This window comes from Alishewanella maricola, assembly GCF_016343785.1.
Classification (GTDB): domain Bacteria; phylum Pseudomonadota; class Gammaproteobacteria; order Enterobacterales; family Alteromonadaceae; genus Alishewanella; species Alishewanella maricola.
On record NZ_JAEINI020000002.1, the window covers coordinates 175851 to 190716 of the forward strand.

10 protein-coding genes are annotated in these 14866 nt (G+C 48.4%); 5 read left to right on the forward strand and 5 right to left on the reverse strand.

Translation table 11 applies throughout. The annotated features are described in order from the left end of the window. Nucleotides 1-92: 92 nt before the first annotated feature. On the reverse strand, nt 93-5924 hold the full coding sequence (locus tag JAO78_RS04265; RefSeq protein WP_226750115.1) for an alpha-2-macroglobulin: 5832 nt from the start codon (nt 5922-5924) through the stop codon (nt 93-95). Between the two features lie 188 nt (nt 5925-6112). Here JAO78_RS04265 and JAO78_RS04270 point away from each other — a divergent pair, with 188 nt between their 5' ends. The 3 genes from JAO78_RS04270 (at nt 6113) to JAO78_RS04280 (ending at nt 8071) form a co-directional block, all read left to right on the forward strand. Next, nucleotides 6113-6745, forward strand: coding sequence for a methylamine utilization protein (locus tag JAO78_RS04270; RefSeq protein WP_226750116.1), 633 nt, complete (start codon nt 6113-6115; stop codon nt 6743-6745). Between the two features lie 76 nt (nt 6746-6821). Continuing rightward, nucleotides 6822-7655 carry a DUF3034 family protein gene (locus JAO78_RS04275; RefSeq protein ID WP_226750117.1) on the forward strand — a complete coding sequence of 278 codons (834 nt, stop codon included), beginning with the start codon at nt 6822-6824 and terminating at the stop codon, nt 7653-7655. Beyond that, nucleotides 7655-8071 carry a group I truncated hemoglobin gene (locus tag JAO78_RS04280; RefSeq protein ID WP_226750118.1) on the forward strand — a complete coding sequence of 139 codons (417 nt, stop codon included), beginning with the start codon at nt 7655-7657 and terminating at the stop codon, nt 8069-8071. The genes JAO78_RS04275 and JAO78_RS04280 overlap by 1 nt, the downstream gene beginning before the upstream one ends. Nucleotides 8072-8242: 171 nt before the next feature. Here the strand turns inward: JAO78_RS04280 and thpR are convergent, their stop codons facing one another. After that, complete coding sequence (thpR, locus tag JAO78_RS04285) at nt 8243-8749, reverse strand: RNA 2',3'-cyclic phosphodiesterase (protein WP_226750119.1); 507 nt, start codon at nt 8747-8749, stop codon at nt 8243-8245. A gap of 116 nt (nt 8750-8865) precedes the next feature. After that, nucleotides 8866-11139 carry a YgiQ family radical SAM protein gene (locus tag JAO78_RS04290; protein WP_226750376.1) on the reverse strand — a complete coding sequence of 758 codons (2274 nt, stop codon included), beginning with the start codon at nt 11137-11139 and terminating at the stop codon, nt 8866-8868. 174 nt (nt 11140-11313) lie between these two features. Here JAO78_RS04290 and JAO78_RS04295 point away from each other — a divergent pair, with 174 nt between their 5' ends. Continuing rightward, complete coding sequence (locus tag JAO78_RS04295) at nt 11314-12213, forward strand: cation diffusion facilitator family transporter (protein ID WP_226750120.1); 900 nt, start codon at nt 11314-11316, stop codon at nt 12211-12213. Between the two features lie 116 nt (nt 12214-12329). Here JAO78_RS04295 and JAO78_RS04300 read toward each other — a convergent pair whose 3' ends face one another. Then, nucleotides 12330-12866, reverse strand: a complete 537-nt coding sequence (locus JAO78_RS04300; protein WP_226750121.1) for a hypothetical protein — start codon at nt 12864-12866, stop codon at nt 12330-12332. A gap of 215 nt (nt 12867-13081) precedes the next feature. After that, nucleotides 13082-13828: a helix-turn-helix domain-containing protein gene (locus JAO78_RS04305; protein WP_226750122.1), complete on the reverse strand. Its 747-nt coding sequence runs from the start codon at nt 13826-13828 to the stop codon at nt 13082-13084. A 154-nt stretch (nt 13829-13982) separates the two neighbouring features. On the opposite strand from JAO78_RS04305, the gene rhlP reads away from it, so the two are divergent. Then, entirely contained in the window at nt 13983-14858 is an 876-nt protein-coding gene (gene rhlP / locus JAO78_RS04310) for a rhombotarget lipoprotein (protein ID WP_226750123.1), read from the forward strand. The last annotated feature ends 8 nt before the right edge of the window (nt 14859-14866 follow it).

A 14866-nucleotide genomic window follows, 5' to 3' on the forward strand; every position in this document is an offset into this window, starting at 1 on the left:
CAGCGTGCTATTTTCTGACGCCACAGCTGTTTAAACCTAAGCCTCACCACTGACAGTGCCCCAGCGTATTAGCCGTCATCAGCTGCGCACAACTAAGGTCGTGTTGGTTGAGCTTGATAGGCACTTACCTCAAGCTGGCCGGCTGGCGTGTAAGCGCGCACACGATTGTCGTACATGGCTTCAGCCGAGGCCACCGGCACCGTAAAACGACCGGCTGTGCTAACACGCACCTGATAAGTCAGCTCGGTCATTTGCGTTGCAATAGCGCCGAACCACAGCACGCGATCTTCACGAATGTCCATATAATCGGCCTGCCACAGGCCACTTTGCCTGGGTACTGAGCTGCGCACCACCTCAAAGCCAGCCGGTAATAAATCGGTAATCACCATATTACTGATCGTGTCCCCCGTTAAGCTACGCAGCCGCAAACGCACGGTTAACAGCTGCCCTTGGCTTGCACTAGTGATTTTCTCGCCCTCACTGTTCAGGTAATCACGCACCAGCTCAACACCGTCTGCGCGGGCTTTGCTTGGTAATTGTGCCGCATAGCCTTGCTCTGATAAGGCATAAAACAATGGATAACCTGCATTTAAGCTAAATTGCTGTACCGCTTGCCCGGTTGTGGCATGCGCATAAGGCCAGTTATCTAACAGCGCTAACTTTTCGCCATCGGCTGATAAGGTGGGTAATACCGATACGGTGTTTGGCTTGATATCGGCATAAGCTGCTAACGCCAAAATGCTGTAAGCCGCCGCTTGCGTATGATAATCGCCCGCAAATAACGGCTCGAGCTGTGTTAACAGTTGCTCGCTACTGAGCTGTGCTGCCTGCTCTGGGAAATGCCGCGCTAATAACAATAGATACTGACTATCTAAGTTAAACTGCGATTGAAACTCAGGGTTAGCAAAAGGCTGCGCTAAGCGATTAACCGGTTTATAGTCGCGCTCAAGTAACGAGGTTTTGCCTGCTTGATAAGGCTTCAGCAAACTTTGCGCTAAGCTCGGTTGCTGCAAAATCTGATAACTGGCTGCCATGTACACCGCCAAAATATCCGATTGCCAACGTTGTTCATGCTGCCGTGTTAAGCGCTCATGCAAGTGTGTTAGGGCATTACTGACTTGCTCGCCTTTTACACTTAACAAGTAAATTGCCTGTGCACGTAATCTGGCTTGATAAAGGTTAGCGCCAGCGGCTTGGCTCACGCTGCGTAAGTAATTCAGCGCCCGCTCCAGCATATAATGTGGCACAGCAAAACCTTGCTGCTCCGCTTCCAGTAAAAACTGGATCACATACAACGAGGGGAAATCTGCGCTTTGAGTATGGCCTGGCCAAAAAGCAAAGCCACCATCGGCTTGTTGTCGTTCGGCTAAGGCTTGCAGCAGCTTAGCAAACTTTTCATTTAATTGTGGCCACTGCGCTTGGAAATGCGCTTGCTTAACCAAAGGGATCCAAGGAAAAACTTGGCTAACCATCTGCTCGGTACAACCATGCGGATAAGTATCCAAGTAATGACTTAAACGGTCGACCAATAGTAACGGGCTGCTACCCGCCGTAAGCTGCCGCTCAGCCAATACCGGCAACAAGGCCGTAGTATTCAGTTGTTGCTGCCCACTTTTACTATAACCAAACTGCAATTGCCGCAAATAAGGCTGTGCCGGGCGAATACTTAAACTCAACTCTCGTTGACTGCTCTGCAGACCATCAATCGTGGCCACACTAAAACGAATTGAGGCTTCGCCTGGTTGCTCGTTTGCCTTTAATTTCAGCCGCAGAACCTCTGCGGCGCCTTCATCCACAGTAATACTTTGCATGGGCTCACTGAGCAAGGTTAAACCTTGACTCACTGTTGTCTTAACCTCTAACGGTAACGCCTTACCTGAGCCGTCGAGCATATTACTGATCGATAAACTGATCTCAAATTCATCTGCCGGTGCCACAGCCGTTAATACATCGGGCTGCAGAACAAAGGGCCCACGAACCAACACGTCTTGGCGAGTCGCCCCTAACGCCTGCTCAGAGACCCCCACGGCCATTAATTGCACCGTGCCATTAAAGGTATCGGGTAATCGCGCCTGATGCACACTGCCATTAGCATCGGTTTTCACCACACCTAACCAAAAGACGCCAGGTTGTTCCACCCGACGCGCGAACGGATTGGTGTCACTTTTCAATCGAGCTCCCGAAACCATTATCCTTTCGGTATCACCACCAGGCCCTGCCGTTAAACGTTGTAAGGCGCTAAATTCCGGTAAAATAAGATCTAGCATCTGCATACTGCGCACTTGTAAAGCGCGTTTTTGTAAGAAAAACGCCAGTGGATCGGGTAAGTCGTAAGCGGCTACCTGCAAGATACCGGCATCGACACCGTACAGCAGCACATCGGCGGGCTGTTCGCTGCTTAAGCTAAAGCTAAATTCTCGCCCGGGCTGGATCAACGCCGGTGCCGTTAAGTTAAGCTGCAAGGTTCTGGCAGCACGAGCAATATTAAAGGGTTGCACCGCATAACTTAGCGGGCTTAACAGCAACTCAGGCGCACCGGCTGCGCGTACAAAACTGACATTTAAATAAGCATTACCTTGCAAGTCTGCCGGTATTTGAATGCGCTGCATACTGTGGCTGCTGTCTGCTTGAAACCAGCGAAAGGCGACGACCTTGTTTGTTTCAATGGTGATTAAACCACTACCGGTATAAGGTGCCGTTACACTAAACTCTAACCACTCGCCCGGATGATAATCGCTTTTGCTAAGTTTTAGTTGTAACTCGGCATTTTGCTCGAGTTGCGCGGTCAAATTAGCATTACCGACCACAGTGTAATCGGTTTGACTGACCACCTCACCAGCCTTATTAAACAGCTGCAGCTGATAATCGCCAGGTTGTTCGGTATTCAACTGATAAGATTGCCCTTGCTCGGCAATACTGAAGTCTTGCTCTGCTATGACCTTTTGCTGCAACACCGTTTGATATTGTAAGGTACCATCGGGTTGTTTCACCAAACTGGATAACGGTGTTTTTTGCACTAACTTTAGCGTTAAGTTGTCTTGTGCTACCGAAGTCAACTGTTGATTAATGGCTAAAAAATGTAATTGCCGAGCTTGCTGTTGCTTTAAAAAACTCAGCGCTCCATCGGCTTTCATGCCAATTAATACGGGGCTAGTCGCGATAAGCGCGCCATTACTGTGCTGCACTGCCCGCCCACCGGCGCTGTCAAACCCTTCAACGTACACTTGCAATTGCCAATGGCCCTGTTGAAAACGCTGCAGCGGTAAGTTAAAGGTCACCTGACCAGCGCTATCGGTTTGCTGCTCGGTTAAATTCTCGCGCTGCGCAACTAAGCTCTGCTCATTTGGGATCCCAAACTGATAATCTGGATAAGCATCAAATTGAAATGCGCTGGGCATCAAGACATAACGGGCAGCCACACGCCGCTGCTGCGCGGCACTACCAAACAAGTTATCGAGTTGCAGGGCTAAACTTAATTGCTCAGGCAATAACCAACCTTTTGCCTGTTGATTAAACTCACTACTTATTTTTAGGGTGTCGGGTAAAAACTCTTCTAGTTGAAAACTGACATCACCGAGTGTTTGTTGATGCCGGCCTTGTGCATCCACTAACATAATTAAAGCATCATATTCACCGGTATCGCTAAACTTAGCAGTGTCTAACTGAAAACTTTGCAAACCACGCGCTGATAAAGTGAATTTTTGCTGATGTAGCGCATTGCCTCGAGGCCCGTTAACTTGCAATTGTAAGCTGAGGTTTTTGGCTGTTACCGGTGCTAAATCACTGCGGCGAATAATACTGGCTAATTGCACCGTTTCACCCGGCCGGTAAATGCCACGATCGCTGAACATAAAGGCTTTAAGCTGGGCCGCATTACCCGACTGATATTCGCCATCAATCGCAAAGCGCGAATAATCGAGTTGTCGACTGTAACGATTGAACGGAATAAACGTACTGTCGGTGCGACCATTTTCAGTGTGCTGGACCAAATACACGGTGGCCTGCTCCGCCTCTTTTAAGCCATTAGTCACCCCAAGTTCCACATGGCCTTGCTTATCGGTCATGCCGCTGTATATCGCCAAGCCATTACGCCCAAGCAATTGCACCTTGGCACCACTCACCGGCTTGCCGCTGGCTAAAGACATCACAAAGACTTTTTGGCTACTGTCTTGTTGGTGTTTCACCATCAAGCCTAAATCGGTGACCAACACTAGCCGCTTATCTAATACTTCGCCTAACCAATCCGGATACTTCGGATCGTGTTGATATACCTCAACAAAATACACGCCCATGCCTTCACGCTGCAGATGAGGTTTTAAATCTAAACTTAAAAACTGATTTTTTTGAGGTGTCTGATTATTGATTTCAAAGATCTGCTCGGTGATAGCCGCAAGGTTTTCCGCACCGAAACTGCGATTGTAAAAAAAGGGGTTGCTGATATCGCCGCCACTTTGGCTAATAAGATGATTAAGATGTTGCGGTAATACCTTAGCCAATCGCACTTTTAGCTGTGGTAAGCCGCGGCTGACCAGTTGCATCTTTTGCTCACCTGATAACATTAATACCGCACCCTCACCACTGATCCGTGCTTCTTTTGGATAATCCGGTAGCGTCAGTACGCGTTGATAGGTTTGGCTTAGTTGATAATTATCTAAACCGGGTAAACCCGCCTTAACTATCACCGCCAATTGCCGCTGCGCCGGTAAATCCAATTTAATGGCAAAATCTTGTTGATGCGCAAAAGCCCCCGGCTCTAGCTGATAATGCAATAACCTGGCTTGCGCTAAGATAGCCGGCGTAAACTCTGCGGCCGTCCAAGTGCGTTTCGCCGGATGTGGCGGTAACAGATATAACTGTAAATGTGCCGTCAGATCAGTAAAACGCACCCGATCAGTCAGGCTTAATTGCAATACTTGCTCAGGCTCCGCTTGGGCGTTACGCACTAATTGCAATTGCGCATCACTGATCTGCAGCACCGTAGTGTGATCGGGGATCAACACTTGCTGCTGCTGCGCCTCTTGCGTGCGGCCTTGACCATGCTGCGCTTTAACGCCAGCGGCGAGCTCGAAAGTTAAAAATTGTGCTTGCTTAGGCAAACTGATCGGTTCGCTTTGCAGATACCAAACCCGTCCTTGCTCAGCACTTTGCAGGGTATACGCAACAGACTGCGCTTTACTACCCACTTTTTCTGCGCTTTGCGGCAAGTTTAAACTCAACGCTTTTTGCAAACTTTGTTGCTCAACCGCATGAGTAAAAGCCAGCGTGGCTAAAATGCGTCGCACCGAAACCTGCTCGGGATCTTGATAAAACTGCAGTTGTTCTATGGCAACATTAAGGGCCGGACTGTCGAATGACCATTCGCGGGTAGCAAGAGCTAGCTTGTCGGCAAACCAGGTTTTAGGCAGTGTGATCTGATAACGCTGACCCGCTGGCCATGCTTGCTCGGGTAAAAACTGTAATTGGTTATCATCCAGCCATTGCCACTGGCCCTGAATGGCGGGTGTGATCGTATCCCCTACCGCCAGGCTTTCACCGATTAAAGCCAGCTTTGCTGCGCTTAAGTTTGCAGTAGCTATCGGTAAACTGATCCGGGCGGGGTTAACATCGGCAAGTTGCGCGTTTTCGCTCGCGGGGTCTTCCTGGTAAAAGCGCAATAATAACGGTGTGGGTTGTTCTTCCTGTTGTACTATCTCACCTTGGCTTGGCGCGATCACTTGCGCTAACACCTGCGGTGCCTTGGGCAGTTGCCAATAATAGCGAGTGAACAAGGCAAGGCTCATTAGCGCCAATAACACAATAAGCAAAGCCGCACCAAAACGCTTCGGCTGCGCTTTCGCTTGTTGTTGTAGCTTGGCTAACCAAGCCGGTGCAGCCCAGCTGAGCTGCCCAAACAGCCGAGTAAATAGAGACGAAGACCCTGACATACCCCATCCTTGCTCGCGTCAACCGCGGAAAATTCCTCAATATTGTTAAAGTATAGCCCTGTTATATTAATAACCGATGAACTCTTTTAAAAAAAGGCAATGATAACCTAATGATTTAGGGAGAAAATTGAATTTAAGCCAGCCGTAGTTTAAAGTGAAAATCAGATCCCACTAAAAAAGTGTTCAACATGAAATTTCATTCCGCACTACTAGGCATTGTAACGCTAGTCTTTGCTAGCTTTGCTACTCAAGGGCAAGGTGTCAGCATTACCGTGTTAGATCAGACTAACAAACCGCTGGCCGATGCGGTGATTGAAATTATCAGCCCTGATGTTAAAACGACCACAGTAGCGAGAATAGCGCATGTCGCACAGGAAGATCTGGTATTTGTGCCATTTGTTACCGCGATTCAACAAGGTAATCTGATCGAATTTCCCAATCGCGACAAAACCCGACATCATGTTTACTCTTTTTCCAGTGCTAAAACCTTTGAGATCCAACTGTATTCCGGTAAGCCTGAAGCGCCTGTTCAATTTGACGAGCCTGGGATCGTCGTTCTTGGCTGCAATATTCATGATTATATGCTGGCCTATATCTACATTGGTGAAAGCCCGCTGTTACTCGTTACCGATAAGGAAGGTAAAGTACAGTTCCCAGAGGTTCCTGCGGGTGAACTTCGCTTAAAAATCTGGCATCCGTGGCAAGTTGAGGCTTTAGCTGAGCAAGTGGTTACGCCAGATGAAACGGGCCATCTGACCTTTTCCTTGGCCATCGAAGACAATGAAAAGCCCAGTGCACCAAAGCGCGGCTTTGGTAGTTAAGTTTATTTATGCTAAATAAACACCTGGGGTAATAGCCTAAGCAGCTGCCACTTTGGGTATAGTTTGGAGAAACACGATGATCACGCGTTTTACATTAGCCCTTTGTTGCCTAATTGCCAGCGCGAGCAGTGTTGCCGGCAGCAAAATCGTGGCGACAGGCGGTGCAACTAGCATTGAAGGCAGTGCTGGCGGCGGTATAGTGCCGTGGGCAGTGATTAACGGTTATGGCAGCAGTGATGAGTGGAGCGCCACCGCTTTTACGAGCCGCGTCGGTGTTGATGATTTCACGCTAAATGTGTTTGGCGCCAGCGTCAGTTATGACAATAAATGGGAATGGTCGGTTGCCCGGCAAACCTTCAAATTAGATAGCATTGGCGGTGAATTACGCCAAGATGTGTTTGGTGTTAAATATCATATCGCCGGAGAGCTGCTGTACACGGCTTTGCCGCAAATCAGCGTTGGCTTACAGTATAAAAAGCACCGTGATTTTGGGTTACCGCAAGCGGTAGGCGCTCGTGATGATAGTGGTGTCGATGTTTATTTTTCTGCCAGTAAAGTGTTGTTTGACCACGTTGCCGGGCGCAATTTGCTACTAAACGGCACAGTGCGTGCCACTAAAGCCAACCAAACCGGTTTACTCGGCTTTGGCAGTGCTAGCGATAACGATTATCAATTTGTCTTTGAAGGTTCAGCGGCAGTTTTGCTGAATTATAACGTGGCGCTGGGCTTTGAATTTAAACAAAAGCCTGATCAATTAGACTTTGCTACCGAGCAACATTGGCGCGATCTGTTTGTCGCGTGGTTTATCAATAAGCATGTGTCGGTGGTCGGTGGCTATGTCGACCTTGGCAGTATTGCCGGTTTTGATCAGCAACAAGGTTATTATATTTCAGTAGAAGGAGCCTGGTAATGCGCACCATCACCCCCTTAGTTTTCGCGTTACTGTTGACGGCTTGTAGCCAACACCCCCAACCTAGCTTGTATCAACAACTCGGTGGCGAGCCGGGTATTGCCGCTATTACCGATGGTTTATTGCAAAAAATTGAACAAGATCAACGTATCGTGCATCACTTTGCCGATACCGATATTGCACGTTTTCGCCGATTACTAGCCGAGCAGCTGTGTAATATCAGCGGCGGCCCTTGCGAATATACCGGTGGTACCATGCAAGAAAGCCACACCGGCTTTAACATTACCTTGGCGCATTACGATGCGTTAGTCGAAAACTTAATTGACGTGATGCAACAGCAGCAGATTAGCATCAGTGCGCAAAATCAGTTACTGGCCCTACTTGCGCCCATGTACAAAGACATCACTTATCGCTAATCACCTTAGCGCCCAAATGCACTGAGCTATCTCCTCCGACCACACTCAGACACCGGTAAGAGCTCAGACCTCTGACCGCACTCAGAGACAGGTTGGACCACACTCTGAGACTGGTATGACCGGTGTCTGAGTGTGGTCGGACAACTGAATAAGCTTTAATCTGACATCACGCTATTCATTCAGTGGCACATAACGCAGTTGTCCGGCCATTTGCGTTGAATGAAACAAGGCAAATCGGCCTATCCTGAGCACTAAGGGCGCACAAGCCGGCAAGGGCTCCTCGTGATCCACTTTTCGAAGCAAGGTGATATGCGGCTTAAATTCAGGGTGCTGTGCCTCAAAGCCTTGTTGCTGACACAACTGCGTGATCTGCTGTTGTAGCTGCAATAAGGGTTCAGGAATAACACTTGGCGCTAAATAAGCAATTTTAGGTTTGGCGAAATAGCCAAATTTATCGAAAATGAGCGTTATATCAATTGGCGCAATCGTCTTCGCCGCAGACAGTAAAAACGGCTCTTGCTCACCGTCTACTTGACCAAGAAAAAACAGCGTTAAATGAAAGTTATCCGCAGTCACAATTCGCGCATCAGGATACTGCGCTATCAGCTGCTGCTGATAGGTTAGGATAGCTTGTTGCTGCGCTGGGGAAAATTGCAGTGCAAAGAACAGTCTTTTCATATGCTCATGCGCTAAGTTAATGAAGCTAAAGCCGCGGTTGTTGTCAGCGAGCGCTGCTGCGGTTTTCTCATCACAAGCAAGCGCCTAGTGTGTGCCAGGCACTTACTTGTTCAAGACTAACCGCGTTGCGCTTTGCCGTTTTGTGGGCGCTTTGCTTTTGGTTTCGCCGCTGTTTGGCCATGAGTGCTTGCTGGCGTAGCTGGCTGTTGGCCGTTCTGTTTGGCTTTAGGCTTGCCCGTATTATCGGCACGCGTGGCTTTTGCCGCCGGATTTAACCCCGTGTGCCGCGTTAACGCCGGCTTCCCCCCCCGAAGAGGTTTGCGCTGTTGCTCATCTTTGCCTTCCGGTGGCACTAAACAGTCTTTGCCCCGGCCAATTAAATGCTGTAAACCCATCTTCGTTAGTGCTTCGCGAATACTTGGCCAGCCTTTTGGATCGTGATAACGCAAAATGGCTTTATGTAAACGGCGCTGCCTTTCACCTTTGGGTACCGGCACTGCTTCTTTATTCGCTTTATTAATGTTTTTCAGCGAATTCATCTCGGTGTGATAAATCGTGGTGGCATTGGCCATCGGGCTTGGATAAAAGTTTTGTACCTGATCTAATCTGAAATCACGCTCTTTTAACCATAAGGCTAAATTCACCATATCCATATCGGTGGTGCCAGGATGCGAGGCAATAAAATACGGGATCAGGTACTGCTCTTTGCCCGCTTCTTTACTAAAGCGATCAAACATCTCTTTAAATTTATCGTACGCGCCCATACCCGGCTTCATCATCTTACTTAATGGGCCCTCTTCGGTATGCTCAGGGGCAATTTTTAAATAACCGCCGACATGATGCTGCACTAATTCTTTCACATAGTTAGGATCTTCTACCGCCAAATCATAACGTACACCCGAGGCAATCAGCACCTTTTTGATGCCTTCGATATTACGCGCTTCACGGTACAACTCTACCGTCGGGCTTTGATCGGTATCCATGTGCTCACAGATGGTCGGATAGACACAAGAAGGTCGACGACAAGTTTGCTCTGCTTTCGGGTTTTTACAATTTAAGCGATACATATTGGCCGTGGGCCCACCTAAATCGGAGATGACGCCAGTAAAACCCGGTACTTTGTCGCGAATGTCTTTGATCTCTTGCATTATCGACTCTTTCGAGCGACTTTGAATAATCCGGCCTTCGTGCTCAGTAATGGAACAAAACGAACAGCCACCAAAACAGCCTCGCATAATATTCACTGAGGTTTTAATCATTTCATAGGCAGGGATCTTGGCTTTACCATACGCCGGATGCGGAATACGCTGATAGGGCAAACCAAACACCAGATCCATCTCTTCGGTACTCAGCGGAAAAGCCGCAGGATTTACCCAAATATGCCGATCACCATGACGCTGCATAATGGCGCGCGCACAGCCTGGATTGGTTTCTTGATGCAAAATACGTGAGGCATGGGCATACAACGGCTTATTCACACTCACCTGCTCAAACGCTGGTAGCTTAACGTAAGTCAGCTCCCACGGTTTTTGCCGTGGTGCCTGCACGATAATAGGTTTGGCTTCCACTTCTGCCGGTTTAGTTAAATCAATACCGGCTTTGGCAAATTCAGAATAACTGCTACAGCCGACATCATCAGCACCGTAAGGATTGGGAATCGGGTCGATTTTGCCAATTTTATCAATGGCGGTGGAATCTACGCCGCGCCAGCCCGGCAGAGGCTCTTTGCGGATCACCGCAGTACCGCGTACATCCTGAATATCGGCCACCGGAATACCACTGGCAAGGCGGTAGGCTACTTCAATTAACGGCCGCTCGGCATTACCATAAATTAAGATGTCAGCTTTGGCATCAAAAATAACTGAACGGCGAACTTTCTCAGACCAATAATCATAATGGGCAATACGGCGTAAACTGGCTTCAATACCGCCAATAATAACCGGCACATCACTGTATGCTTCTTTACAGCGCTGGGTATAAACAATTACCGCGCGATCCGGTCTTTTACCCCCAATATCGCCGGCGGTGTAAGCATCGTCATGCCGCAATTTTTTATCGGCGGTATAACGGTTAATCATCGAGTCCATATTACCGGCAGACACACCGTAAAACAGATTAGGTTTGCCTAAGCGCATAAAGTCGGCTTTGCTATGCCAATCGGGCTGAGCAATAATCCCCACGCGATAGCCTTGCGCTTCCAACATACGCCCAACTACTGCCATCCCAAAGCTGGGGTGATCCACATAAGCATCGCCAACCACTAAGATAATGTCGCAGCTATCCCAACCGAGTTTGTCCATTTCGGCACGAGACATCGGTAAAAAAGGCGCGGTGCCGTAACATTCGGCCCAGTATTTTGGGTAAGAAAACAGATCGCGCTCAGGCGCCATCCGGGCTACCGGAGCAGATTTACGAAGATTTACAGTAGTCGCGGACATAATTACAGCACCTGAGTGTTACAAGGCCGCATATTATACAGGGTGTGCGATTGAAAGGCGAATAAGCCGCATGACTTTACTGCCTCGCGGGGCTACACTGACTTTTTGTCTCGAAGATTTGCGCCGATGTCTAACCTACTCCCACGTCAATTGCTGTTACTGTCACTACTTGCCGGTTTTTTAACCATGGCGTTAAAAACCCTGGCTTGGTATTTAACCGATTCGGTGGGGTTTTTATCTGACGCTATCGAGTCGCTGGTGAATGTCGCGGGCGCAAGTTTTGCGCTAATGATGGTAACACTGGCCAAACGCCCTGCTGATGAACACCATCCTTTTGGCCACACCAAAGCAGAATACTTCTCAGCCGCTTTTGAAGGCGGCATGATTTTTCTGGCGGCGCTGGCGATTATGTTTACCGCCGTTGAGCGTTTGCTCAATCCTCAACCTTTACTAGGCTTAAATATCGGCATCGTACTAACCGTGCTGGCCAGCCTGCTTAACTTAGCTGTGGGCTTGCTACTGGTTAAAGGTGGTCAACAACATCAATCGCCGGCCTTAGAGGGTGATGGCAAACATTTGTTAACCGATGTTTGGACCACTGCTGGCGTGGTTATCGGGGTCGTGTTAGCGGCATTAACGGGGTTTATTTGGTTGGATGCCTTGGTGGCTATTTTGGTGGCCTTGCATATCCTGCGTGAAGGCGGCAGTATTTTATTCAAGGCGATAAATGGCTTAATGGACAGAGCCTTGACTGCAGAACAAATTGCCACAATTGAACAAATTTTTGTCGAGCTGGGTAATCGCCAGGCGCAGTTTACGCATTTACGCACCCGCGCTGCCGCCACCCAAGCGTTTGCGCAAGCGGATTTACTGGTGCCCGGTGACTGGAGTGTCGAGCGTGCGCATCAATTAGCTGATGCTGCCGAGCAGCAATTACTCAGCTTAGGTGTGCAATTAACAGTACATATTGAACCGTTGGACTATAACAGCTCGGATAACAGGCTACTCAATCCAACCGTTCATTAACTCACTTTAGCCAATCATATTGGCAAGAAGCTGCATTAGCTCGCGACCTTGGCTAGATACTCTTCTGCAGCGAACGACATCGCTAGGCTGCGTTAAATACTGAGCGACAGTAAAAACTATAGCGCCAAGCCTGGCATACTGACCGCTAAATTAATGAAGCGCTGCTGATGTTGCTGCAAGGCCGCCAAGTCTTCGCTGGTTAAACACGGCTGAATCACTTTTTGCATATGACTGGTTTGCGCCAAGGTTTTTTCAACTTGATCGCGCTGCGCTTGTGGTAAAAACGGCAACGACTGCTGTGACAGATTCAACATCGGCTGCATCGATTGCAGAACCGGCCAAGCCCCTTTCGCGGTTAACTCTAAAAAGACTGCCGGAGTAAGCTGGTGCGCGGCCAAAATTTGTTGCATCTGCGCCACATATTCTTTACCGCTTTCTTTGGCTTGTAACTCACTAACATGCTGTGGCCAGTTGCAATGAGGCTGTAATCTTAAACGCTTTAACTCAGCGGGGCTGTCTTGCTCAATTTTCGCCAATTGCGGTAAAACCGCCTCTAAGCGACTAATGTTTTGCTCAGTAATCACGGTAGCGGCCGACAACACACTACTAAAGCCAAACAACGGCAACATCAGCGCTAATACTTTCATTCGCATAAAAACCTCTTCACTATCTAAGTAAATTGCTCCACAACACCACCGACCTGTCTCTGAGTGTGGTCTAACCAGTGTCAGAGTGTGGTCCAACCTGTCTCAGAGTGCGGCCAGAGCTCAGAGCTCGTACCGGTGTCTGAGTGTGGTCGGATCTGTCTCTGAGTGTGGTCTGATCTGTGTTTTACGCGCTTAAGGCTGAACGGTGGCTGAAAGCACGTTTAGCTTGGATTATCTTGGCGTAATAACCGCTGCAAAGCGCCAAAACGCCAATCACGTAGCGCTAGAACCACGCTACTGCCATGGCGCTGACTGAGCGGCAACTGACTGTCTTGTTGTACTAATTCATTAAATTCATTAGCAAGACGTTTTAGTTTTCGTTGAAACACGGCGTTATTCGATACCGACAACATGCCATTTAATACCAGCAAGCATTCTTGATCGCCATTAAAACGATGATGAATGAAATCAGTTGCCAATTGCTGTTGAAAGAAGCGTTGAATGGGACCATCGTTACGCCAGCTAAAATTGGGGGCAACTTTTAATTTAATGCGGTTTTGTGGTAACAGTTCAATCAACTTTAAACGGTCTAATTTAATCAACTTTTGCAAACATTCAGTTGGCGTCAGTTGATACCACTGCAGCATGTCTTGCATCGTCCAATGATTTAACGCCGATACGGCCACCACTAACAAGGTCAGATCTTCAGTTAACTGCTGCTCTTGCTGTTCACTCAGTTGCGTTACCTGCCACTGCGCTTGCTCTAATAAACGCAGCAGATCAGTAAAATCGAGCGCCATCAGCTGACAAATGCTTTCAATACGCGCCAGCGTAAACTGTTGCTGGGAGAACATCCGTTTTACACTGGCTTCGGTCAGCCCAAGATGTTGTGCAACCTGTTGGTAAGTAAAACCATGCTGTTTTAATGCTTGCTTAACGACTTTAATTAACGCGCTGCTTTGCTGCATCTGATGCTTACCTGTAACGGCCCAACACTAAAAGTAGCGCATTATGCTACCAAAGGCGATAAATAATGCTGCTTTTGTTTTTCAGGTAGCGCTATGTTTACTTGCCTGCTAGCTTAATGAGTAAGCAAACCTGCTCAACCTTAAGGACGCTATTATGGCTCTGTCAATTCGTCAAATCAGTATTAGTCTTGCCCTACTTTGCAGTTTAACCGGTTGCGCCAGTCAACAAATGGGCAGCCGCAGTAGCGTGGTCGATTACCTCTACCCCACTGAAAATGAAGTCATGATCAGCCCAGCGACACCGGTTTTACAATTACCCATTCGCTTAGGCATAGCCTTTGTACCGGCTGATCGCAGTCATCAGCGTGGTGACAACCCTTGGGCTTGGCAAAACACCGGCGCCAACCTGCTGACCGAGCCGGCCAAGATGCAAATTCTCGATAACATTGCTGCACAATTTAGAGAACGTGACTTTATTGGCGATATTCAAGTGATCCCCAGCGCCTATTTGCGGCCGCAAGGCAGTTTTACCAACCTTGATCAGTTAAAAACCATGTTCAGTGTCGATGTCATCGCCTTAGTGTCGTTTGATCAAGCGCAGTTTAGTGACGACTCAAAAGCCGCGCTGAGTTATTGGACCTTGGTAGGTGCTTATTTAGTGTCGGGGCAGAAAAACGATACTAGCACTTTGATGGATACCGCGGTTTATGCCATCGACAGTCGCAAGTTGTTATTTCGAGCTCCGGGCGTCAGCCAAATACAAGGGCGCTCCACGCCCATTAACCTAAGTGAAGAACTACGGCTGGATAGTAGCGCCGGCTTTGCTGCCGCCAGTGAAGATATGATTAGCAATTTAGAAACAGAATTACAGCGTTTTACCGAGCGTTTAAAAGCACGGCCAGAGGATATCAAAATTGTCAAAAGCAGCCATTACCGTGGTGGCGGTAGCTTCGGTTCAAGCTTTTTAATTGTCCTATTTGGCCTTTGGCTGAGTCGGCAACGTGCTCGCCACCCACTCAGCCAAAGTTAAAGCTTAAA

Coding starts and splice junctions, on each gene's coding strand:
- JAO78_RS04300 (WP_226750121.1), bottom strand. CDS start 12,866: ATGCGAATGAAAGTATTAGCGCTGATGTTGCCGTTGTTTGGCTTTAGT.
- rhlP (WP_226750123.1), top strand. CDS start 13,983: ATGGCTCTGTCAATTCGTCAAATCAGTATTAGTCTTGCCCTACTTTGC.
- JAO78_RS04280 (WP_226750118.1), top strand. CDS start 7,655: ATGCGCACCATCACCCCCTTAGTTTTCGCGTTACTGTTGACGGCTTGT.
- JAO78_RS04290 (WP_226750376.1), bottom strand. CDS start 11,139: ATGGCGCCTGAGCGCGATCTGTTTTCTTACCCAAAATACTGGGCCGAA.
- JAO78_RS04295 (WP_226750120.1), top strand. CDS start 11,314: ATGTCTAACCTACTCCCACGTCAATTGCTGTTACTGTCACTACTTGCC.
- JAO78_RS04275 (WP_226750117.1), top strand. CDS start 6,822: ATGATCACGCGTTTTACATTAGCCCTTTGTTGCCTAATTGCCAGCGCG.
- thpR (WP_226750119.1), bottom strand. CDS start 8,749: ATGAAAAGACTGTTCTTTGCACTGCAATTTTCCCCAGCGCAGCAACAA.
- JAO78_RS04305 (WP_226750122.1), bottom strand. CDS start 13,828: ATGCAGCAAAGCAGCGCGTTAATTAAAGTCGTTAAGCAAGCATTAAAA.
- JAO78_RS04265 (WP_226750115.1), bottom strand. CDS start 5,924: ATGTCAGGGTCTTCGTCTCTATTTACTCGGCTGTTTGGGCAGCTCAGC.
- JAO78_RS04270 (WP_226750116.1), top strand. CDS start 6,113: ATGAAATTTCATTCCGCACTACTAGGCATTGTAACGCTAGTCTTTGCT.